Annotated in this window: 19 protein-coding genes; 13 read left to right on the plus strand and 6 right to left on the minus strand. The window is 72.8% G+C overall.

The window, feature by feature from the left end:
* Positions 1-26 precede the first annotated feature (26 nt).
* Both OTB20_RS29800 and speB read right to left on the minus strand, forming a co-directional pair.
* Positions 27-1,694 (minus strand): thiamine pyrophosphate-binding protein, encoded by a 1,668-nt coding sequence (locus OTB20_RS29800; RefSeq protein ID WP_267760645.1) that lies wholly within the window; start codon positions 1,692-1,694, stop codon positions 27-29.
* Between the two features lie 29 nt (positions 1,695-1,723).
* Positions 1,724-2,689: an agmatinase gene (speB, locus tag OTB20_RS29805; RefSeq protein ID WP_267822182.1), complete on the minus strand. Its 966-nt coding sequence runs from the start codon at positions 2,687-2,689 to the stop codon at positions 1,724-1,726.
* 113 nt (positions 2,690-2,802) lie between these two features.
* On the opposite strand from speB, the gene OTB20_RS29810 reads away from it, so the two are divergent.
* The 5 genes from OTB20_RS29810 (at position 2,803) to OTB20_RS29830 (ending at position 8,691) form a co-directional block, all read left to right on the plus strand.
* Positions 2,803-4,875 carry a PucR family transcriptional regulator gene (locus OTB20_RS29810; RefSeq protein WP_267822184.1) on the plus strand — a complete coding sequence of 691 codons (2,073 nt, stop codon included), beginning with the start codon at positions 2,803-2,805 and terminating at the stop codon, positions 4,873-4,875.
* A 249-nt stretch (positions 4,876-5,124) separates the two neighbouring features.
* Positions 5,125-5,496 carry an MmpS family transport accessory protein gene (locus OTB20_RS29815; RefSeq protein WP_267822186.1) on the plus strand — a complete coding sequence of 124 codons (372 nt, stop codon included), beginning with the start codon at positions 5,125-5,127 and terminating at the stop codon, positions 5,494-5,496.
* A gap of 131 nt (positions 5,497-5,627) precedes the next feature.
* On the plus strand, positions 5,628-6,785 hold the full coding sequence (locus OTB20_RS29820; RefSeq protein WP_267822188.1) for an acyl-CoA dehydrogenase family protein: 1,158 nt from the start codon (positions 5,628-5,630) through the stop codon (positions 6,783-6,785).
* A gap of 19 nt (positions 6,786-6,804) precedes the next feature.
* On the plus strand, positions 6,805-7,686 hold the full coding sequence (gene tesB / locus OTB20_RS29825) for an acyl-CoA thioesterase II (protein ID WP_267822189.1): 882 nt from the start codon (positions 6,805-6,807) through the stop codon (positions 7,684-7,686).
* Positions 7,687-7,710: 24 nt separating this feature from the next.
* The gene (locus OTB20_RS29830) at positions 7,711-8,691 is read left to right on the plus strand and encodes a cation diffusion facilitator family transporter (protein WP_267822191.1); all 981 of its coding nucleotides are present in this window, start codon (positions 7,711-7,713) and stop codon (positions 8,689-8,691) included.
* 93 nt (positions 8,692-8,784) lie between these two features.
* Here the strand turns inward: OTB20_RS29830 and OTB20_RS29835 are convergent, their stop codons facing one another.
* Both OTB20_RS29835 and OTB20_RS29840 read right to left on the minus strand, forming a co-directional pair.
* A complete protein-coding gene (locus OTB20_RS29835) occupies positions 8,785-9,591 on the minus strand; it encodes a phosphatase (protein WP_267757146.1) in 807 nt (268 codons plus the stop codon).
* Between the two features lie 56 nt (positions 9,592-9,647).
* Positions 9,648-10,226 carry a TetR/AcrR family transcriptional regulator gene (locus tag OTB20_RS29840; protein ID WP_267822192.1) on the minus strand — a complete coding sequence of 193 codons (579 nt, stop codon included), beginning with the start codon at positions 10,224-10,226 and terminating at the stop codon, positions 9,648-9,650.
* Positions 10,227-10,326: 100 nt separating this feature from the next.
* Between OTB20_RS29840 and OTB20_RS29845 the strand changes: the two genes are divergently transcribed.
* From OTB20_RS29845 to OTB20_RS29870, 6 genes are all read left to right on the plus strand, one after another.
* Positions 10,327-11,943, plus strand: a complete 1,617-nt coding sequence (locus tag OTB20_RS29845; RefSeq protein WP_267757148.1) for a carboxyl transferase domain-containing protein — start codon at positions 10,327-10,329, stop codon at positions 11,941-11,943.
* 5 nt (positions 11,944-11,948) lie between these two features.
* A complete protein-coding gene (locus OTB20_RS29850; RefSeq protein ID WP_267822194.1) occupies positions 11,949-14,003 on the plus strand; it encodes a biotin carboxylase N-terminal domain-containing protein in 2,055 nt (684 codons plus the stop codon).
* Positions 14,000-14,932, plus strand: a complete 933-nt coding sequence (locus OTB20_RS29855) for a hydroxymethylglutaryl-CoA lyase (RefSeq protein WP_267822196.1) — start codon at positions 14,000-14,002, stop codon at positions 14,930-14,932. Before OTB20_RS29850 ends, OTB20_RS29855 begins: the two co-directional genes overlap by 4 nt.
* An 8-nt stretch (positions 14,933-14,940) precedes the next feature.
* The gene (locus OTB20_RS29860) at positions 14,941-16,101 is read left to right on the plus strand and encodes an acyl-CoA dehydrogenase family protein (RefSeq protein WP_267822198.1); all 1,161 of its coding nucleotides are present in this window, start codon (positions 14,941-14,943) and stop codon (positions 16,099-16,101) included.
* 136 nt (positions 16,102-16,237) lie between these two features.
* On the plus strand, positions 16,238-17,272 hold the full coding sequence (locus tag OTB20_RS29865) for an ABC transporter substrate-binding protein (RefSeq protein WP_267822199.1): 1,035 nt from the start codon (positions 16,238-16,240) through the stop codon (positions 17,270-17,272).
* A 135-nt stretch (positions 17,273-17,407) separates the two neighbouring features.
* Positions 17,408-18,292, plus strand: a complete 885-nt coding sequence (locus OTB20_RS29870; RefSeq protein WP_267822201.1) for a siderophore-interacting protein — start codon at positions 17,408-17,410, stop codon at positions 18,290-18,292.
* A 16-nt stretch (positions 18,293-18,308) separates the two neighbouring features.
* Here the strand turns inward: OTB20_RS29870 and OTB20_RS29875 are convergent, their stop codons facing one another.
* Together OTB20_RS29875 and OTB20_RS29880 are read right to left on the minus strand one after the other, a co-directional pair.
* On the minus strand, positions 18,309-19,331 hold the full coding sequence (locus tag OTB20_RS29875; protein WP_267822202.1) for a hypothetical protein: 1,023 nt from the start codon (positions 19,329-19,331) through the stop codon (positions 18,309-18,311).
* Positions 19,332-19,396: 65 nt separating this feature from the next.
* Positions 19,397-20,983 carry a beta-N-acetylhexosaminidase gene (locus OTB20_RS29880; RefSeq protein WP_267822203.1) on the minus strand — a complete coding sequence of 529 codons (1,587 nt, stop codon included), beginning with the start codon at positions 20,981-20,983 and terminating at the stop codon, positions 19,397-19,399.
* Positions 20,984-21,035: 52 nt separating this feature from the next.
* On the opposite strand from OTB20_RS29880, the gene OTB20_RS29885 reads away from it, so the two are divergent.
* A complete protein-coding gene (locus OTB20_RS29885; protein ID WP_267822204.1) occupies positions 21,036-21,914 on the plus strand; it encodes a DUF4429 domain-containing protein in 879 nt (292 codons plus the stop codon).
* A gap of 107 nt (positions 21,915-22,021) precedes the next feature.
* Positions 22,022-22,297, plus strand: a complete 276-nt coding sequence (locus tag OTB20_RS29890) for a hypothetical protein (protein ID WP_267757157.1) — start codon at positions 22,022-22,024, stop codon at positions 22,295-22,297.
* Positions 22,298-22,516: the final 219 nt, after the last annotated feature.

A 22,516-nucleotide genomic window follows, 5' to 3' on the forward strand; every position in this document is an offset into this window, starting at 1 on the left:
CACCCTAACCAGTGCGTCGGACCGCCCTAGACGTGCGTCGGCTCGAACATGCGGAGTGTGGCCGGAAGTACAAGGACCGAGGGACCCGGGGTCTTCAGAGCCTTGGCGAGGTCCGTGCGGAGGGTGTCCGGGGTGGTGGTGGCCGACGGGACGTCGAAGGCGGCGGCCAGGGCGGCGAAGTCGGGGCGGGTCAGCTCGGTGCCGGTCGTGCAGCCGTACTCGCGCAGGATGCCGTAGCCGCCGTCGTCCACGATCAGCCAGGTCACGTCCAGTTCGTGCTGCTTCGCGGTGGCCAGGTCCGCGATCGAGTACATCGCGCCGCCGTCGCCCGAGACGGCCAGTACGGGGGTGCCCGGTTCCGCGGCGCAGGCGCCGAGGGCCGCCGGGAAGGCGTAGCCGAGGCCGCCCGCGCCCTGCGCCGAGTGCATGGTGTTCGGGTGCTTGGCGTCGAAGGCCGACCAGGCCCAGTAGGACAGCATCGTCATGTCCCAGAAGGACGGGGAGCGCGGGGGGAGGGCGGCGCGGATCGACGCCAGGAGCTCCTGCTCCAGGCCCACGTCCTGCGCGGACAGCCGGGCCGCGATGTCCGCGAGGAGCAGCCGCACGCGCTCCGGAGCCGACGGGTCCTCGCGCTCGGCGACCGTCTCCAGCAGGGCCTGGAGGGCGAGGCGGGCGTCCGCGTGGATGCCGAGGCCCGCGTGGTTGGACTCCAGCTTGCCGAGGTCCGCCTCGATCTGGACGACCCGGCCCTCCGGGAAGAACGTGTGGTAGTTCGAGGAGAGTTCCCCGAGCCCCGAGCCGACGACCAGCAGGACGTCCGCGTCCTCCAGGAAGTCCGTCATGTGGCGGTCCTCCAGCCAGGACTGGAGGGAGAGCGGGTGGGTCCACGGGAAGGCGCCCTTGCCGCCGAAGGTGGTGACGACGGGCGCGTTCAGGCGTTCCGCCAGCTGCTTCAGCTTGCCCGCCGCGTCCGAACGGATGACCCCGCCGCCCGCGATGATCACCGGGCGCTCGGCGTTCTCCAGCCAGTGGGCGGCCAGCGCCGTCAGCTCCGGGCGCGGGGCCAGTTCGTGCGGGGTCGCGTCCATGCCGGTGACCTGCGGGATCAGCGTTTCCGCGCGCAGGACGTCTTCCGGGATCTCCACCCACACCGGGCCGTGCGGGGCGCTGAGCGCCGATTCCCAGGCCTCGGCGATGACGGAGGGGACCTGGGAGGGGGTGCGGGCGATGTGGACGGACTTGACGACGTCCCGGAAGGAGGCCGACTGGTCGCGCAGTTCGTGCAGGTGGCCGCGCCGGCCGCCGCCCAGGCCCGGGGTCGGGACCTGCGAGGAGATCGCCAGGACGGGGGCGGACGCCGCCGCCGCCTCGGCGAGGGCGGGCAGCGCCATCAGGGCGCCGGGGCCGGTGGACAGGAGCAGCGGTACGGCCTCACCGGTCAGCCGGCCGTACGCGTCGGCGGCGAAGCCCGCGTTGTTCTCCGTGCGCAGCCCGATCAGCCGCAGGTCGGAGCGGCCCACCGCGTCGAAGAGGCCGAGCGCGTGCTGCCCCGGCAGTCCGAAGACGGTGGTCGCGCCCAGCGAGCGCAGCGTCTCCACGACCAGGTCCCCGCCCGTTCGCCCCGGCGGCGGCGCGAGTGCGGCCGCCTTCTGGGCTTCGGTGGGACGGAGTACCAGGTCGTGGTCGTGCGTCACGTGCGCTTACTCGCCCTTCGGGTTCGCCGTCACTTGATCCTGGAGGCAGCGATCTGGCGGCTCATGATCGTGGTCAGCTCGTACGCGGTGTGCGAGGCCGCGACCGAGGTGATCTCCGCGTGATCGTACGCCGGGGCGACCTCCACGACGTCCGCCGAGACCAGGTTGCAGGAGGACAGTCCCCGGATGATCTCCAGCAGCTCGCGGGAGGTCATGCCGCCGGCCTCCGGCGTGCCCGTGCCGGGCGCGTGCGCCGGGTCCAGCACGTCGATGTCGATCGAGATGTAGAGCGGACGGTCGCCGATGCGCTGGCGCAGCTGGTCCGCGACCTCGTCGGCGCCGCGCCGGTAGACGTCGGCCGAGGTGACGATGCCGAAGCCCATCTTGGCGTCGTCGTCCAGGTCCTGCTTGCCGTACAGCGGGCCGCGCGTACCGACGTGGGACAGGGCCTCGGTGTCGAGGATGCCCTCCTCGACGGCGCGCCGGAACGGCGTGCCGTGCGTGTACTCGGCGCCGAAGTACGTGTCCCAGGTGTCCAGGTGGGCATCGAAGTGGAGCAGCGCGACCGGGCCGTGCTTCTTCGCCACCGAGCGCAGGAGGGGAAGCGCGATGGTGTGGTCGCCGCCGAGGGTCATCAGGCGGGCGCCGTTGCCGAGGAGCTCGTCGGCGGCGGCCTCAACCTGGTCGACGGCCTCGTTGATGTTGAAGGGGTTCACCGCGATGTCGCCGGCGTCGGCGACCTGGGCGAGGGCGAACGGGGAGGCGTCCTGCGCCGGGTTGTACGGGCGCAGCAGGCGGGAGGCCTCGCGGATGGCGTTGCCGCCGAAGCGGGCGCCGGGGCGGTAGGAGACACCGGAGTCGAACGGCACGCCGACGACGGCCACGTCGGTCTTCCCTCCGACCTCGTCCAGGCGGGGCAGCCGGGCGAAGGTCGCGGGGCCCGCGTAGCGCGGGATGCGGGAGGAGTCGACGGGTCCGCGCGGCTGCGTGCTCATGGGGGGCCTTCCGGGGAGGTGTGCGGTGCGGTCCTTCGAGCGTAAACGGACACCCGGGGACCGCGAAGTGTACGTTTCATCCACCCAGACCCCCCGATGTGTACGGAGTATCCATGGAAGCCCCTCCCACCCCGCCGGTGGCGCTCGGCCGGCTGCTCGCCGACCACGGGCTGGGGCTACGGCATCTGGCCGGTCCCGCCGAGGGCGAGGTCCACGGGGTCCACGCCTCCGAGATGGCGGACCCGTCTCCGTACCTGCTGGGCGGCGAACTACTGCTGACGGCGGGCGAGGGCCTCGCGGGAGCGGAACCGGAGACCGGCCCTGCGGACGCTCCCACCGGCGTGGGGGCAGAGCCGGACACCGGCCTGGCAGGCGCTCCGTCCCTCGCCGGGACGGTGCAGGGAGGGGCCGCGCACGGGGCGACGACACGGGACGGCCCGATCCCCGGCGGGACGCGCCACTCGAGGACGGCCCTCGGCGGGACGGAGCACGGGCGCACAGGGCACGGAAGGGCGGCCGAGGACGGCCCGGGATCCGGCGGCCCGGGCCCCGGCGGGACGGCCCCCGGCGGGACCGATGCCGGGCAGTACGTCGCGCGGCTCGTCCGGGCCGGGGTCGGCGCCCTCGGCTTCGGGGTGACCCCGGTGCACGCGACGGTGCCGCGCTCCCTCGTCGAGGCCTGCGACCGGCACGGGCTGCCCCTGGTCGAGGTGCCGCCCGGAACGCCGTTCACGGCGGTCGGCCGCGCCGTCTGGCGGCTCATGGCGCAGGCCCGTACCGCGGAGCTCCGCCGGGTCACCGAGGCCCAGCAGTCCCTGGCGGCGGCCGCCGCCCGCCAGGATCCGGTCCCGGCGGTCCTCCGCCGGCTGGCGGCGGCCCTGGGCGGCTGGGCGGGGCTCCTCCCGGCAGCCCCGCCCGAGCCCCCGGAAACCTCCGCGCCGGGGGCCGATCCCGTACGGGACCTCGCGCCGGTCACCGGGCAGGCACCCGCCGGCCGTACGGGCTCCGCCGCGGGAGCCGGCGGCAGCGCGGCCCTCACTGCGGGAGCCGCACGGGCACGGGTTGCCGAGCCGGGTGGCGGCGCCCCCGAGCCCTCTGCCGGACCGGGAGCCTCCGCCGGAGCGGAGGTCTCCGCCGGACCGGGAGCCTCCGCCGGAGCGGGGGTCTCCGCCGGGCCCGGCCCCGAGCCCGTACGGGACCTCGCGCCGGGCACCGGGCAGGCATCCGGCGGCCCTACGGCACCCGCCCCCTGGGCCGCGCCGATGCGGAATGCCGAGCCCGGCGGAGCCCCCGGGTCCGCCGGACCGGGGAGCTCTGCCGGACCGGGGATCCAGGTCGGGCCGGGAGCCTCCGCCGGGCCGGAGCCCACGTCCGAAGTGCTGGACGCCCTCCGCGGGCTGGCCCGGCGGGTCGCCGGTGGGGGCGCCGTCACCGCCACCGGGATGCACGGGGGGACCCGGCTCTCGGTGCACGCCCTCGGCGACGGCCGGGTCCTGGCCCTGGCGACCCCGACGCGGGCTCCCGGGGACCACACCATCGCCTCGGTGGCGGCCGTCCTGCTGACGTTGCTCACCGCTCACCGCCCGGCCGGGGCGGAGGCCGCCCTGACCCGGCTGCTGCTCGGCGGGGATCCGGGCGGGGCGCTGGGCCCCGGGCCCTGGTACGCCGTACACGCCCGGGGCGGTGGGGATCCGCGGGCCCTGGCGGCCGCGCTGGGCACCGTACTGCTCGACCCGCGCGAGGACGGCGTGCGCCTGCTCACCGACCGGGACCCCGCCCCGCAGCCCGGCTGGCGGCTGGGGGTGAGCGCTCCGGCCGCGGCGGAAGGCCTGCCCGGCGCCGACGCGCAAGCCGGACGGGCACTGGAGCGCGCCGAGGCGGCCCGGATCCCGCTGGCCCGGCACACGGACCCCGGCTTCGCGGGCCTGGTCGGCGAGGCCGAGGCCCGGGCCCACGCCGAGGCCCTGCTCCGTCCCCTCTCCCCCGCCCTGCGGGACACGCTGCGCGCCTGGCTGACCCACCACGGCAGCTGGGACCGCGGCGCGGCCGCCCTCGGCGTCCACCGCAACACCGTGCGCCAGCGCATCGCCCGCGCCGCCGACCTGCTGGGCGCCGACCTGGACGATCCGGACACCCGGATGGAGCTGTGGTTCGCACTGCGCCACGCCGACCCGGACGTCCGCTGACACCGCGGCCGCCGCGGTGCGGTGCCCGACCGGCGGGGCGACGCTGGGGGCATGAACCACCCGGACACTCCCCCTGAGCCCCCGGATCCTCCACGGTGGGGACCGCGCCCCGAGGGCCCCACGCAGCACCCTCAGCCACCCCAGAGCCCCTACCAGCCCCCACCGCAGTCCCAGCCCCAACCCCAGCCCCAGCCCCCGTACCCGTACCCGCCCGCGCCTCCGCCGCGAAGGCGCCGCCGCTGGCCGTGGGTGCTCCTCGGCCTGGTCCTGCTGCTGCTCGGCGGCTGCGTCGCCTTCGTCGCACTGGTCGTCAGCGAGGTGGCCGAGGAGGCCGCCCGGCCCGCCCGGGTCTCGTACGCGGCCACCGGCACCGCCTCGGGCGTGACCATCACCTACTCGACCTGGCACGGCGGGAACACGTCCGCCAGCCAGCTCGGCGACCGGACCCTGCCCTGGAGCAAGGAGATCACCACGACGGGCTTCGTCAAGGGCGGCTCACTCGTCGTCACGCTGGGCGCCGACGGGGGCAGCGCGACCTGCTCGGTGACCGTGGACGACTCCCCGCCCGTCACGGCGACGGCCACCGGCCCCTTCGCCTCCGCGGTGTGCAGCGGCTTCTGAACGCCTTCTGGGACGACTTCCGGCCGACGTGCCCCACCTCACTATGGACAGGTAGACCAACCCGCCGGTAACTTAATCTGAGCAAGCGCTTAGATTAGGGCGGCTGACTGCCGCGACGAAGGGAGTCGGCCGTGCGCCGTACGGTGTTCAACGAGGACCACGAGTCGTTCCGCGAGACCATGCGCGCCTTCATCGAGGCCGAGGTCGTCCCGGTCTACGACGAATGGTTCGCGGCCGGCCAGGCCCCGCGCGAGTTCTACTACAAGCTCGGCGAGCTGGGCATCTTCGGCATCAACGTCCCCGAGGAGTTCGGCGGCGCGGGCCTGGACACCCACAAGTTCGAGGCCGTCCTGTACGAGGAGACCTCCCGCGCGGGCGTGAACTTCGGCGGCTCCGGCGTCCACGTACTGCTGGCCCTCCCCTACATCAAGATGCTCTCCACCGACGAGCAGAAGAAGCGCTACCTGCCGAAGTTCGTCAGCGGCGAGGAGATGTGGGCCCTCGCCATGACCGAGCCGGGCACCGGCTCCGACGTAGCGGGCATGAAGACCACCGCCAAGCTCTCCGAGGACGGCAGCCACTACGTCCTCAACGGCTCCAAGACCTTCATCACCGGCGGCGTGCACGCCGACCGCGTGATCGTCTGCGCCCGCACCTCGTCCCCGCGCGAGGACGACCGCCGCTTCGGCATCTCCCTCTTCGCCGTGGACACCAAGTCCGAGGGCTACTCCATCGGCCGCAAGCTGGACAAGCTCGGCCTGCGCACGTCCGACACCGCCGAGCTGGCCTTCGTCGACGTCAAGGTCCCGGTCGAGGACCTGATGGGCGAGGAGAACAAGGGCTTCTACTACCTCGGCGCCAACCTGCCCTCCGAGCGCTGGGGCATCGCCTTCGGCGCGTACGCGCAGGCCAAGGCCGCCGTCCGGTTCGCCCAGCAGTACGTGACGGACCGCACCGTCTTCGGCAAGCCGGTCGCGCACTTCCAGAACACCAAGTTCGAACTGGCCGCCTGCCAGGCCGAGGTGGACGCCGCCGAGGCAGTCTCCGACCGCGCCCTGGAGGCCCTGGACGCCGGTGAGCTCACCGCCGCCGAGGCCGCTTCCGCGAAGCTGTTCTGCACCGAGGTCGCGCACCGCGTCATCGACAAGTGCCTCCAGCTGCACGGCGGCTACGGCTACATGAACGAGTACCCGATCGCCCGCCTGTACGCCGACAACCGCGTGAACCGCATCTACGGCGGCACCAGCGAGGTCATGAAGTCCATCATCGCCAAGTCGATGGGCCTGTAAGGCACCTAGCCTTCACTCCATGAACGAGGCATTGACGTCGCTCCTCGATCTGCTCGACCTCGAGCAGATCGAGGAGAACATCTTCCGCGGTACCAGCCGTTCGGCGCTGGTACCGCGGGTCTTCGGCGGCCAGGTCGCCGCCCAGGCCCTGGTCGCGGCCGGCCGCACCGTGCCCGAGGACCGCACCGCGCACTCGCTGCACTCGTACTTCCTGCGCGCCGGGGACCCGGGCGCGCCCATCGTGTACTCCGTCGACCGGATCCGCGACGGGCGCTCCTTCACCACGCGCCGGGTCGTCGCCGTCCAGCACGGCCAGCCGATCTTCCACCTCTCCGCGTCCTTCCAGACGTACGAGGAGGGGCTCGACCACCAGAGCACGATGCCCGACGCGCCCGATCCGGAGACCCTGCCGACGGCCGCCGAATCACTTCCCAGCTACCGGGAGGTCTTCCGCGACCCGGGCACGGTGGAGCGGCTGATCGAGGCGCGCGGCGCGGTGGACCTGCGGTACGCGACGGTCCCGCCCTGGGGCACCGTCGGCGAACCGGTAGAACCGCGCTCGCAGGTGTGGTTCCGTACCTCCGGCAAGCTGGACAGCGCCGACCCCCTGCTGCACACCTGCCTGGCCACCTACGTGTCCGACATGACCCTGCTCGACTCGGTGCTGCTCGCCCACGGGCGGGGCGGATGGGCGGTCGGCGACGTCGTCGGCGCCTCGCTGGACCACGCGATGTGGTTCCACCGGCCGTTCCGCGCCGACGAATGGCTGCTGTACGACCAGGAGTCGCCCTCGGCGGCCGCCGGCCGGGGCCTCGGCCAGGCCCGGATCTGGACCCAGGACGGCAGGCTCGCCGTGACGGTCATCCAGGAAGGCCTGGTGCGCGTCCCGCGCGCGCGGTAGGGCCGTCCGACGTAACGTCACACCATGTCCAGCAGCGATGCGATGGTGAACGGAAACGGAAGCGGAATCCCGGGCGGGGGCCCAGGCGAGGACGAGAGCGTCGGCACGGTCGTCGTCGCCGTGATCACGAACCTCGGCATCGCCGCCGCCAAAGCGGTGGGCGGGATCGTCAGCGGATCGAGCGCGATGCTCTCCGAAGCCGCGCACTCGGTGGCCGACACGGTGACCGAGGTGATGCTCCTGACCTCGCTGAAGCGGAGCGCTAAGCCCGCGGACGAGGCGCACCCGCTCGGGTACGGGCCGGAGCGGTACATCTGGGCACTGCTCGCATCGATCGCCACCTTCGTCGGCGGCGCGGTCTTCGCCGTCTACGACGGCATCCACACGCTGCTCCACGGGGAGGACCCCGGGAACCCGACACTGTCCTACATCATCCTGGCCGTCGCCTTCCTCCTGGAGGGCTACTCGCTCCTCGTCGCCTGGCGACAGGTCAAGGGCGAGGCGCAGCGCATGCGGGCGCCGCTGAGGCTGTACGTGAAACACACCCCCGACACGGCGGTGAAGGCCGTCCTGCTCGAGAACATGGCCGCGCTGATCGGGCTGGCACTGGCGGCGGGCGGCCTGCTGGGGGCGCAGCTCACGGGCTCGGGCGTGTACGACGGCGTGGCCTCGCTGCTGATCGGCCTGCTGCTCGTCTGGGTGGCGTGGGAGCTGGGCCGCTCGAACGCGCAGTACCTGATCGGGCGGCCGCTCCCGGAGCGGATGCGGACCGAGGTACGGGAGGAACTGCTGTCGGTCCTGCACATCGAAGCCGTGCTGGAGCTCACCACGCTGATGCAGGGGCCTTCGGAAGTGCTGATCGCGGCGAAGGTCGACTTCCACGACCTGGCGTCCGCGCGGCAGGTGGAGGCGGCGTGCGAGCAGGCGGAGGCGCAGCTGCGGGAGCGGTTCCCTGCGATCCGCCGGGTGTATCTGGACCCGACGCCGACGCCGACGCCTCTTTGACGCGATGCTCGCACCCCGGGACCAGCCCCCGGACCCCCGCGGGCTGGCCCCGGCGACGGCGCCGCACGGCGGACGCGGAGCCCCGGGTGGCGGCTACAGCAGGCCCGCCGCCGCGAGGAGGTAGGCGGTCATCGGGTCGTAGAAGCGGGGGTCGCGGACGTGGTCGTCCAGGGGGACCGCCACCTGGAGGGTGCCTTCGGCCTCGGCCAGGAAGAGCGCCGGGTCGTTGCAGTCGGCGTAGCCCACCGCGTCCAGGCCGCGCTGCGCCGCGCAGCCCGCCCAGCCGTGGTCGGCGACGACCAGGTCGGGCTGGGGGCGGCCGTGCGCCGCCAGTGCGTCCAGGATGGCCGCCATCGGCTCCGGGGAATGCGTGTGCCAAAGGGTCGCGCCCCGCTCGAGTACGGCGACGTCCGCGAACTGCCACACCGAGCCCTCGTCCGCCGTCAGGCCCGGCGGGATCACCACGATCTCGCAGCCCGCCGCCCGCAGCGCGTCGGCGGTGGCCCGGTGGACGTCCAGCAGCCCGCCCGGGTGCCCGGTGGCCAGCAGCACGCTCTGCCGGTCCAGCGCGGCCTTGCGCAGCCGTGCCGCCATCCGGTCCAGGCCGGACACGGTGAGTTCGGGGTCGATGGTGTCCTGGCCGAAGCGGTACTCCGCGTCGTCCACGACCCCGCAGCGTTCAGCCATCACCGCGAGCACGTCCTGCTCGTCCGTCCAGCGGTCGCCCAGCTCCAGGCCCAGCCAGTAGTGCCGGTCGCCGTTGGCGAGCTTGCGGTAGTGGGAGAGGTTGTTGTCGCGCGGCGTGGCCACCTGCCCCGCGATCCGCGTGCGGACCAGGTGGTCGATGAGTTCGGCTCGGCTGGGGACAGGCGTCTCTATCGGCTTCGGCATGCGGCCCATTCTGCCGCCGCGCGGGCGCAGTCGTCCGCTCCATCCCGACCGGCGGACACGGGGCCTCATCCCGACAGCGCCCCGAAGGCCCCGTTCGCGAGCCGGCGCAGGAGTGCTTCCGTCGCCTCCCGGCCGAGCGCCGCCAGGTGCGGGGTGGAGTTCAGCAGGCCGAAGACCGCGTGCACGCAGACGCGTACCTCCGCCTCGCCCACCTCGGGGTGCAGCTCGCGTACGACGTCGACCCACAGCTCCACGTACTGGCGCTGCAGCTGCCGTACGAGCTTGCGGTCGGCCTCCCGCAGCCGGTCCAGCTCCCGGTCGTGGAGGGTGATCAGCGCCCTGTCGTCGAGCGCGAAGTCGATGTGGCCCTCGATGAGGGAGGCCAGTACGCCGCGCGGGTCTCCGGCCTCTTCCTCCGTCCGTCGGCGGCCACCGGTCAGCAGCCGTTCGCTGATGCCGACGAGCAGCTCGGCGAGCATCGCGTCCTTGCCCGCGAAATGCCGGTACAGGCCGGGTCCGCTGATACCCACCGCGGCCCCTATCTCGTCCACGCCGACGCCGTGGAAACCGCGCTCGGCGAAGAGGCGGGCAGCCTCGCCGAGGATCTGTTCGCGCCGGGTGGGGGCGGCCGCTCTGGTGCTCATGGGAATCCATTCTAGACAGGGCCGTTAGCGGTCGTTAACCTAAGCCCCACATGCGTTAACGCTCATTAACAAGAGCGCACCGAGCAAGGGAGCTCGACCGATGCAGCAGGCACCAGTGCTGACGAGCGCCGCCGACCCGGCGTCCGATGCCTGGCGGGCCAACGAGGCCGCCCACCGCGAGCTCACCGAGGGCCTGCGCGCCCGCCTGGAGGCGGCCCGGCTCGGTGGCGGCGAGAAGGCCCGCGCCCGCCACACCGCCCGCGGGAAACTGCTGCCGCGCGACCGCGTGGACGCCCTCCTCGACCCCGGATCCCCCTTCCTGGAGCTGGCCCCGCTGGCCGCCGAGGGCATGTACGGGGGCGCGGCCCCGGCCGCCGGGGTCATCGCCGGCATCGGCCGGGTCAGCGGCCGCGAGTGCGTCATCGTCGCGAACGACGCCACCGTCAAGGGCGGCACCTACTACCCGATGACCGTGAAGAAGCACCTGCGCGCCCAGGAGGTGGCCCTGGAGAATCGTCTCCCCTGCCTCTACCTGGTCGACTCGGGCGGCGCCTTCCTCCCCCTGCAGGACGAGGTCTTCCCCGACCGGGAGCACTTCGGCCGCATCTTCTACAACCAGGCCCGCATGTCGGGGGCCGGCATTCCGCAGATCGCCGCCGTCCTCGGTTCCTGCACGGCGGGCGGCGCGTACGTACCGGCCATGAGCGACGAGGCCGTCATCGTCCGCGGCCAGGGCACGATCTTCCTCGGCGGCCCGCCGCTGGTGAAGGCCGCCACCGGCGAGGTGGTGACGGCCGAGGAGCTGGGCGGCGGCGAGGTGCACTCCCGGGTCTCCGGTGTCACCGACCACCTGGCGGAGGACGACGCGCACGCGCTGCGGATCGTACGGAACATCGTGGCGACCCTGCCCGAGCGCGGGGCCCTGCCCTGGTCGGTCGAGGCGCCCCAGGAGCCCAAGGTGGACCCGTACGGGCTCTACGGCGCGGTCCCCGTCGACTCCCGCACCCCCTACGACGCCCGCGAGATCATCGCCCGGATCGTGGACGGCTCCCGCTTCCAGGAGTTCAAGGCGGAGTTCGGGCAGACCCTGGTCACCGGCTTCGCCCGGATCCACGGGCACCCGGTCGGGATCGTCGCCAACAACGGCATCCTGTTCTCCGAATCCGCCCAGAAGGGCGCGCACTTCATCGAGCTGTGCGACCAGCGCGGCATCCCGCTGCTCTTCCTCCAGAACATCTCCGGCTTCATGGTCGGCCGGGACTACGAGGCCGGCGGCATCGCCAAGCACGGCGCCAAGATGGTCACGGCCGTGGCCTGCACGCGGGTCCCGAAGCTCACGGTGGTGGTCGGCGGCTCGTACGGCGCGGGCAACTACTCGATGTGCGGGCGGGCGTACTCGCCGCGGTTCATGTGGATGTGGCCCAACGCCAAGATCTCGGTGATGGGCGGCGAACAGGCCGCGTCCGTGCTCGCCACCGTCAAGCGGGACCAGATCGAGGGCGGCGGCCAGGAGTGGCCGGCCGAGGACGAGGAGGCCTTCAAGGCCCCGGTCCGGGCGCAGTACGAGGAACAGGGCAACGCCTACTACGCCACGGCGCGGCTGTGGGACGACGGGGTCATCGACCCGATGGAGACCCGGCAGGTGCTGGGACTGGCCCTGACCGCATGCGCGAACGCCCCCTTGGGCGAGCCGCACTTCGGCATCTTCCGGATGTGAGGACCATGTTTACGACTGTTCTGGTCGCCAACCGCGGCGAGATCGCGGTACGCGTCATCCGCACCCTGCGCGAACTGGGCGTGCGGTCGGTGGCCGTCTTCAGCGACGCGGACGCGGACGCACGCCACGTACGGGAGGCCGACACGGCCGTCCGGATCGGCCCGGCGGCAGCCGCCGAGAGCTACCTGTCGGTGGAGCGGCTGCTGGACGCCGCCCGGCGGACGGGCGCCGAGGCGATCCACCCCGGCTACGGCTTCCTCGCGGAGAACGCGGCCTTCGCGGCCGCCTGCGCCGAGGCGGGGCTGACCTTCATCGGACCGCCCGCCTCCGCCATCTCCCTGATGGGCGACAAGATCCGGGCCAAGGCGACGGTCCGCGCCGCCGGTGTCCCGGTGGTCCCGGGCTCCTCGGGCAGCGGCCTGTCGGATGCCGAACTGGTCGCCGCCGCCGAGGAGATCGGTATGCCGGTGCTGCTGAAGCCCTCGGCGGGCGGCGGCGGCAAGGGCATGCGGCTGGTTCGGGACCCCGGAGTGCTGGGCGAGGAGATCGCGGCGGCCCGGCGCGAGGCGAAGTCCTCCTTCGGCGACGACACCCTGCTCGTGGAGCGCTGGGTGGACCGGCCCCGGCACATCGAGATCCAGGTACTGGCGGACGCGCACGGCAACGTGGTCCACCTCGGGGAGCGCGAGTGCTCGCTCCAGCGGCGCCACCAGAAGGTGATCGAGGAAGCGCCGTCGGTCCTGCTGACGCCGGAGCTGCGGGCCTCGATGGGCGCGGCGGCGGTGGAGGCGGCGCGCTCGTGCGGGTACGTCGGCGCGGGCACGGTGGAGTTCATCGTGCCCGGCGGGGACCCCTCCTCGTACTACTTCATGGAGATGAACACCCGGCTCCAGGTGGAGCACCCGGTGACGGAACTGATCACCGGACTCGACCTGGTGGAGCAGCAGCTGCGGGTGGCGGCCGGCTCGGAGCTCGGCTTCGACCAGTCGCAGGTCCGGCTGACCGGGCACGCCATCGAGGCCCGCGTCTGCGCGGAGGACCCGGCGCGCGGGTTCCTGCCCTCCGGGGGCATGGTCCTGGCCCTCTCCGAGCCGTCGGGCGGCTGTGTGCGCACCGACTCCGGGCTGGTGGCGGGCGTGGACACGGGGTCGACGTACGACCCGATGCTGTCGAAGGTGATCGCTTACGGCCCCGACCGGGCAGCGGCCCTACGGGTCCTGCGGGGCGCTCTCGCCGACACCGTCATCCTGGGTGTCCAGACCAACGCGGGTTTCCTGCGCAGGCTGTTGGCGCACCCCGACGTGGTGTCCGGCAACCTGGACACGGGCCTGGTGGAACGGGACCTCCCGTCCCTCCTCCCGGAGGGCATCCCCTCGCAGGTGTACGCGGCGACCGCGCTGCTGAACGTCCCCCGCCCCACCCCTTCCCGCAACCGGCCCGACTGGGTCGACCCGTTCGACTCCGCCAACGGCTGGCGCCTCGGCGGCACACCCGCCTGGACGGTGCACCACTTCCGCCTCCCGGGCCAGGACCCCGTCACCGTCCGGACCCGCCCGTCGGGCTCCGACACCGAGGTGCTCGTAGAGTCCGCGGCCGGCGAGGGCGCCGGGCCACAACCGGCACGGAGCCCCAGCGCACCGGCCCGGGGCCGGCTCGTCGAACTCACCGCCGACCAGCTCACGGTCGAACTCGACGGAATCACGCACCGCTTCGCCTACGCGACCTCCCCGGAGGGGGTCTGGCTGGGCCGCGACGCGGACTCCTGGCACGTGCAGACGCACGACCCCGTCGAGGCGAACCTGCACGGCGGGACGAGGACCGGCGCCGACACCCTCGCCGCCCCCATGCCCGGCACCGTCACCGTCGTGAAGGTGGCCGTCGGGGAGAAGGTCGCGGCCGGGCAGAGCCTGCTCGTCGTCGAGGCCATGAAGATGGAGCACGTCATCTCCGCCCCGCACGCCGGCACCGTCACCGAACTCGACGTCACCCCCGGCAGCACCGTCGCCATGGACCAGGTCCTGGCCGTGGTCACCCCCGACCCCGAGGAGGAGAGCGGATGAACGGGCTCCCGATGAGCTTCGCGGACGAGAGCCTCCCGGCCCGGATCCGCATCCACGAGGTCGGCGCCCGCGACGGGCTGCAGAACGAGAAGACGGCCGTCCCCACGCACGTCAAGGCCGAGTTCGTGCACCGGCTGGCCGCCGCCGGGCTCACCACCATCGAGGCGACCAGCTTCGTACACCCCAAGTGGGTCCCCCAGCTGGCCGACGCCGAGGAGCTCTTCCCCCTCCTCGCCGACGTGGAGGCCGCGCTGCCGGTCCTCGTCCCCAACGAGCGCGGCCTCGACCGCGCGCTCGCGCTCGGCGCCACCCGTATCGCCGTGTTCGGCTCGGCCACCGAGACCTTCGCCTCCCGCAACCTCAACCGGACCGTCGCCGAGTCCCTCGCGATGTTCGAGCCGGTCGTGGCCCGCGCCAAGGACCACAAGGCCCATGTGCGCGGCTACCTGTCCATGTGCTTCGGCGACCCCTGGGAGGGCCCGGTCCCGGTCCACCAGGTGGTCGGCGTCGCCAAGGCCCTGCTGGACCTCGGCTGTGACGAGCTGAGCCTCGGCGACACCATCGGCGTCGCCACCCCGGGACACGTGCGGGCCCTCCTCTCCGCGCTCAACGGGGAGGGCGTCGCCACCGACCGGATCGGCGTGCACTTCCACGACACCTACGGCCAGGCCCTGTCCAACACCCTCGCCGCGCTCCAGCACGGCGTGAGCACCGTCGACGCCTCCGCGGGCGGCCTCGGCGGATGCCCGTACGCGAAGAGCGCCACCGGCAATCTCGCGACCGAGGACCTCGTCTGGATGCTCGACGGCCTCGGCATCGAGACCGGGGTCGATCTGGCCGACCTCACCGCCACGAGCGTGTGGATGGCCGAGCAGTTGGGGCGACCCAGCCCCTCCCGTACCGTCCGCGCCCTCTCCCACAAGGAGTAACGAAGACCATGGCCCTCGACCACCGGCTCACCCCCGAGCACGAGGAACTCCGCCGCACCGTAGAGGCGTTCGCGCACGACGTCGTGGCGCCCAAGATCGGCGATCTGTACGAGCGTCACGAGTTCCCGTACGAGATCGTCCGTGAGATGGGCCGCATGGGCCTGTTCGGCCTGCCCTTCCCGGAGGAGTACGGCGGCATGGGCGGCGACTACCTCGCCCTCGGCATCGCCCTGGAGGAGCTGGCCCGCGTCGACTCCTCGGTCGCCATCACCCTGGAGGCCGGCGTCTCGCTCGGCGCGATGCCCCTCTACCTCTTCGGCACCGAGGAGCAGAAGCAGCAGTGGCTGCCGCGGATGTGCTCCGGCGAGATCCTCGGCGCCTTCGGCCTGACCGAGCCGGGGGCGGGCTCGGATGCGGGCGGCACCCGTACGACCGCCGTCCGGGACGGCGGCGAGTGGGTGATCAACGGCTCGAAGTGCTTCATCACCAACTCCGGTACGGACATCACCGGCCTGGTCACCGTCACCGCCGTGACGGGCCGCAAGGCGGACGGCCGCCCGGAGATCTCCTCGATCATCGTCCCGTCCGGCACCCCGGGCTTCACGGTGGCCGCCCCGTACTCCAAGGTCGGCTGGAACTCCTCGGACACCCGCGAGCTGTCCTTCGACGGCGTACGGGTCCCCCTCGCCAACCTGGTCGGCGAAGAGGGCCGCGGCTACGCCCAGTTCCTGCGGATCCTCGACGAGGGCCGGGTCGCCATCTCGGCGCTCGCGACGGGCCTGGCGCAGGGCTGCGTGGACGAGTCGGTGAAGTACGCGAAGGAGCGGCACGCCTTCGGCAAGGCGATCGGCGACAACCAGGCCATCCAGTTCAAGCTGGCGGACATGGAGATGCGCGCCCACATGGCCCGGATCGGCTGGCGCGACGCGGCCTCCAGGCTCGTGGCCGGCGAGCCGTTCAAGAAGGAGGCGGCCATCGCGAAGCTGTACTCCTCGACGGTGGCGGTCGACAACGCGCGCGACGCCACGCAGATCCACGGCGGCTACGGGTTCATGAACGAGTACCCGGTGGCCCGCATGTGGCGGGATTCGAAGATCCTGGAAATCGGCGAGGGCACGAGCGAGGTGCAGCGCATGCTCATCGCGCGTGAGCTGGGACTCTCCGTCTAAAGCCGGCGGCGGGGCAGGCAGCGAGGCGGGAGGGGCTCTGGTCGACAGGGCCCCTTTCCGTTTTCAAGCAAGGTTAGGCTAACCTTCCCACCAAAAGGCCTGACAGCCCCCGGTACGCACGAAAACGGACACCGCCATGCCCAAGTCCCGCTCCTCCCTCCTCACCCGCCGCGGTCTCATCGCGGCAGGCGGCGCCCTCGGCCTCGTGGCCGCGCTCACCGCTTGCGGCAGCAGCGGCTCCGCGAAGGACGGGTCGGGCGGCAAGGACTCGGGCGCCGCGGCCTGGAGCTTCAAGGACGACCTCGGCAAGGAAGTCACCGCCAAGTCGAAGCCGAAGAACATCGTCGCCTTCACCGGTACCGCGGCCGCCCTGTACGACTACGGGGTCAACGTCAAGGGCGTGTTCGGCCCGACCAGGACCGCCGACGGCAAGGCCGACGTCCAGGCCGGCTCGATGGACATCTCCAAGGTCGAGATCCTCGGCAACGTCTACGACGAGTTCAACGTCGAGAAGTACGCGGCCCTCCAGCCCGACCTGCTCGTCACCAACACCTGGGAGAAGGACAGCTACTGGTACGTGCCCGCGGCCTCCAAGGACAAGATCCTGAAGCTGGCCCCGGCCGCCGCGATCGGTGCGGGCGGTGACGTCTCGATGGACAAGGCCCTGGCCCGCACCGCGGAGCTCGCCGACTCCCTGGGCGCGGACCTGAACACCAAGAAGGCCGTCGAAGCCAAGGCCCGTTTCGAAGCCGCCTCCGCGAAGCTCCGCGAGGCGACCAAGGCGAACCCCGGCATCAAGGTGCTCGTCGGTTCCGGCTCCGCCGACCTGTTCTACGTCTCCACCCCGGACACCTCCGCCGACCTGAAGTACTTCCAGTCGCTCGGCGTCGAGTTCGTCGCCCCGGAGAAGACCGACGAGGGCGGCTTCTTCGAGAGCCTCAGCTGGGAGAACGCCGGCAAGTACAAGGCCGACGTGGTCCTCCTCGACAACCGCACCGGCACCCTCCAGCCGACGGAGCTGAAGGCCAAGCCGACCTGGGCCGAGATGCCGGCCGTCAAGGCCGGTCAGATCACCCCCCGCGTGACCGAGCCGATCTACTCCTACGAGAAGTGCGCGCAGATCGTCGAAGAGCTCACGAAGGCCGTCCAGAACGCCAAGAAGGTCAGCTGACCCCTGGGGTGTGCCTTGGGATCGGACCGGGCCCGGTCCGAAGGACACGCCCCGAGCCGTCCGGCCCCGGCGCCTCACGGCGCCGGGGCTTTTTTGCCCAGCCCGGCAGCGACCCGAATCCCAGGGGGGACCCGCATGACCGCCACCTCATCAGCCAGCGCGCCCGAGGGCACGGTTTCCGAAGCCGCCGACACCGCCGAAGGCACCCCGCACTTCCGGTTCTTCGAGCTCGAAGTCCTGCGCACGCGCCGCCTCGGCCGCTCGTTCCTGCGGATCACCTTCGGCGGCGGGTCCCTCGGTGAATTCCGCTCGGGCGGCTACGACCAGAGCCTCTCCCTCTTCCTGCCGCCCGCCGGACGGGAGCACACGGCGCTGCCGTCCACGGGCGAGGACACCTGGTTCGCGGACTGGCGCGCGATGCCCGACGAGGAACGCCCGGTGATGCGCTCGTACACGGTCCGCGAACAGCGGCGGACCCCCGGCGGCGTGGACGAGGTGGACATCGACTTCGTCCTGCACGGCACCATCGGCCCGGCCGTCGCGGAGAACAAGTCCGTACGTTTCCAGCCACCGGCCGCCACCGACGCGATCCTGATGTACGCGGACGAGACGGCCCTGCCGGCGGCCGCCGCGATCCTGGACCGGCTCCCCGGGGGCACCTTGGTCAGGGCCTGGTTCGAGGTCCCGCACGAGGACGACCGGCTGTACCTGCCGACGTCCGCCGACGCGGACATCACCTGGGTCGTACGGGATCCGGGCGCCGGCCGGGAACGCACCGACCGGCTGCTGGAGGCCCTCCGGGCGGCCGGAGCACCCACCGCCGAAGCCCCGTACGTCTGGATCGCGGGCGAGTCCGCGACGATCCGCGCGGTCCGCAGGCACTTCGTCCAGGACTGCGGCATCGACCGCCGCGCGGTCCGCTTCACCGGCTACTGGCGTCTCGGCGCCGGCGAGGAGGAGCTCCTCGCGGAGGCGTACGCGGGCCGGGCGCCCGACGAGGACCCGACCGCGAAGCTCTAGGCCCCGCTCCGGTTCCTCACGAGCGCGCCCACCCCTTGTCCGGAGCCACCTCGCCGAACCAGCCGCCGGCCTCCTCCGCGCCGAGCACCCGCTCCAGCACCAGGTCGCCGTGCATACCGGGGAAGAACCGCCCGGCGTCCCAGCTCCGCCGGTACGGGGACGGGTCCAGGACGAGCAGCCGGACGCCGTCCACGACGGCGATGTCGCTCGGGGCGCCCTCGTTGAAGATCCAGCTTCCGTCCGCACCGACCAGGTTGAACGCCCCGGCCGTCGGGGCCGTCCCGGCAGCGTCCCGGCACACGGCGATCTCCCGCGCCGACGGCGCCTCGCCCGGCACGTGCTTCCCACCGATGAGCACGCCCGCGAGCAGGGTGTGCAGCTGGAAGTTGTCACCGATTCCGCTCATGCGCAGGGCGAAGCCGGTTCCGCTCTCGCGGTGCAGGACGACGAGCGGTTCGTCGTCCAGCACCCGCAGGGCGTACGTCAGGCACTTGAACGCTTGGCCCGAGGCCTCGGCCACCCGCTCCACGCCTGCGAGCAGCTCCGACTTGCGCTCCGCCGTCCGGCGCACGGATGCCGTGCCCAGCACGGCGACGGCCGCCATCTCCCACTCCGGCAGGGAGAACCAGCCGACCGCGAGCTCGTGCCCCACCCGCGCGGCAATCTCTTCGGTGTGCTCCTCGTCCGGGTCCGGCAGTTCCCCGCCGCCCGTGTCCGTCCAGCGCGCGCAGAAGTCACCGGCGACCGCGAACGCCTCCGTGGCCCCGGCGAGGATCCCCGGCGCGCAAGCGACCGGGTCCGCGCCCCGTTCCACGCACGCCCCGACGAGCACCGCGACCGTGGCCCTCGGCCCGGGCGGCACGTCCCCGAGCAGCGCCGCCAACCGGGGTCCCGCCTCCCGGGACTCGACGGCACCGGCCTTGCCGACCGCCCGGTGGAGCTGCGCGAACGCCCGTTCCGACGCCGCCGGGTCCTGCGCGCGCACGGCCTTCTCGAACTGGTCCACGGCGCCCGGGAGCTTCTTGCCTCGGAATATCATCCGCACATCCTGCAGCACCGTCCGAGCCCGCGATCAGGCAGGTGGTGCCCCGTTCCGGCGAGCCGTCACCGGCCCCACGGCACGTCCGGCGCCCGGTGGTAGTTGACGTCCTGGGCGTCGAGGCGCGGGCCCTGGGCCGCCAGGCGCAGCCGGTACGAGGCCCAGTCGCGGGTGGCGGCCGGGGACCAGCCCAGTTCCGCGAGGCCCAGGACCCTGGGGAAGGCCATGTACTCCAGGTCGGAGCGGGTCGCGATGGTCTCCGTCCACAGCGGCGCCTCCACCCCGAGGACCGCGGACTCCGGGAGACCCGTCAGAAAGGCCCCCGGGTCCCAGTCGTAGGCCCGGCGCACCGGCACGTACCCGGCCCAGGCCAGCCCCGGCTTGGTCGCCTTGTCGTACTTCATGTCCAGGTAGAGCCGGTCGGCCGGGGACAGGATCACCGGGCTGCCCGCCGCGGCCACCGCCGCCTTCTCGGAGGCCGCCGTGCGGTCGTGGCCCCAGTACTGGAGCACCGCTCCCGGGGCGGGCCGGGCCGCGGCCAGCTGGTGCCAGGCCACCACCGTCTTTCCGTGCCGGGCCACCACCGCCTGCGCCCGGTCCATGAAGGCCGCGTAGTCCGCGGCGGGCGTGGAGTGCGCCTCGTCGCCGCCGATGTGGAGGTACTTGCCCGGGGTCAGCTCCGCGATCTCCCCCAGCACCTCGTCGATGAACTCGTAGGTCCGCTCCTTGCCCACGCACAGCGAGCTGAAGCCGACCTTGATCCCGGTGTAGCGCTCGCGCGCCTTGCCGTCGCAGTTCAGCTCGGCGTAGGCGGCCTGCGCCGCGTTCACGTGCCCGGGCATGTCGATCTCCGGGACCACGTCCACGTAGCGCTCCGCCGCGTAGGCCACCAGGTCCCGGTACTCGTCCTTCGTCCAGTGCCCGCCGGGTCCCCCGCCGACCTCGCCGGCGCCGCCGTGCTCGGCCAGCCTCGGCCAGGAGTCGATCGCGATGCGCCAGCCCTGGTCGTCGGTCAGGTGCAGGTGCAGGGTGTTGACCTTGTACTGCGCGAGCTGGTCGAGGTACCTCTTCACCTGCTCAACCGTGAAGAAGTGGCGGGCCACGTCCACCATCGCCCCCCGGTACGCGAAGCGCGGCGCGTCGGTGACCGTGCCGCCCGGTACCGCCCCCGGACCGGACACCGGCAGCAGCTGGCGCAGCGTCTGGCCCGCGTGGAAGAGGCCTGCGGGCGTGCGGGCGGTGAGGGTGACCCCGCCGGGCCCGGACTCCAGCCGGTAGCCCTCCTCCCCCGCCCCCTCGGTGCCCTCGTCGATGCGCAGCCGGATCCCGTCGCCCTCCACGCCGTCGACCACGGGCAGCGGCAGCCCGCTGGGGCCGCGCAGCTGCTCGGCGAGGAGTTCGCCGACCTTGCGGACCTCCTCGTCGTCCCGCGGCCCGGTGCGAATGACCGTGCCCGGTCCGAAGGCGTACCCCGGGCCTTCGGCGTGCGCGGAGACGGGGGCCGGCAGGAGCCGTTGGTAGGGCGCGAGCGCCACGGGCGGCTCGTCGCCGGGCCGGGCGTCGTCCCCCCGGGCGGCGCCGCCGCAGGAGGCGGCCGCGGGGACGGCGGCGAGGACGAGGAGGGCGGCGAGCGTGCGTCGCGGAACTCTCATGGGCACAGGTATAGGCCAACCGCGCCCGCGAGGGCGGTGCAAGAATCCGGGGATGGCGGAAATCATCCAGAAGGACGGCACATGGACCTTCGACGGGGACGCGGTACGCATCGTGCCGGGCCGCGACAAAGGGGTGGGGCTGCTGCGCCAGACGCTGGGCGAGGTGCTCGTACCGCTGCGCGCGCTCGCCGGGATCTCCTACGAAGCGGGGCGCAAGGCGGGCCGGCTGCGCCTGCGGCTGCGTGACGGCGCCGACCCGCTGCTCCAGGTGACGGGCGGCCGGCTGCCGGAGGGCTCCGATCCGTACCGGCTGACCGTCGAGCCGGACCGCGGCGGGGTGGCGGAGTACTTCGTGGACGAGGTGCGGGCCGCCCTGCTGCTGGACCAGGTGGACGCCGGGCCCGCCGACTCCTATCTCCTGCCGGGTCCCGCCGTGCCGATCACGGTCGGCGCGGGCGACGGGACGGTGGCCTTCGACGGGGACCGGGTGGCCCTGGAGTGGAACTGGACGACGGAGGAGGCCAAACGCTCCGGCGGGGCACGGGAGTTCAGGCTCGCCGATCTGCGGTCGGTGGAGTGGGCCCCGTCCCGGGGGCTGGAGAACGGGTGGATCCGCTTCACCCTGGCGGGCGCCGCCCAGAGCTCCGCGCCGAAGTACGACCCGCACACGGTGGAGCTGTTCGGCTTCAAGAAGGACCCCCTGATGGCGCTGGTCGCGGCGGCCGTCGCGGTCCGCATGCCGCACCCGGCGGCGCCCGGGTCCGCGTCTTCGCTCCCGCCCGCGGCCGGGCCGGAGGCCGGGGCGAAGACCGCCCCGGCCCTCGTCCAGGCCGCCGCCCCGGCCGATGTCCCTGCCGCCGCACCGGCGGAGGACCACGACGCCCTGCTGCGCCGGCTGCGCGAGCTGGGAGAGCTGCATCAGGGTTTCTGATCATCAAAGACCGGAATTAACCCTTCCCCTGGTCCAGACCAGCGCGATCCTGCCCGATTTCGGGCAGGATTTTTGCGTTCTGCCGTCCATGCCGCCAATATCAACGGATGCCCGACCGCCGCCCGTCGCACGAAGACCTCGTCGACCACTTGGTGCGCAGCACCTCGCTCCAGCGGGGCGAAGCCGCCCGAGTGGTGCTCGACGTCCTCGCGTACTTCGACGAGAGCACCGAGGCGTTCGTCCGACGGCGCCACCGTGAGCTCCAGTCCGGGGGCGCGGTCAACGCGGACATCTTCGAGCGGATCGCGGCCGAACTGCCGCACCGCGCCGTAGCGCCGCCGGAGCTCTCGCTCCGGCAACTGCGCCGCATCGTCTACGGCTGAGCACCACCCCGGCCACGCGCAGGGGTGCGGGGCAGGGCAGCGGCAAGAGCAATCGAACTTCGGAGGGGAAAGACCTTATGTGCGGAATCGTGGGTTACATCGGCAAGCGTGACGTGGCACCGCTGCTGCTGGAAGGCCTGCAGCGACTGGAGTACCGCGGCTACGACTCCGCGGGCATCGTCGTCAACAGCCCGAAGGCCGCGGCCCTGAAGGTCGTCA

This window comes from Streptomyces sp. H27-H1 (genome assembly GCF_026627445.1).
Taxonomy (GTDB): Bacteria; Actinomycetota; Actinomycetes; order Streptomycetales; family Streptomycetaceae; genus Streptomyces.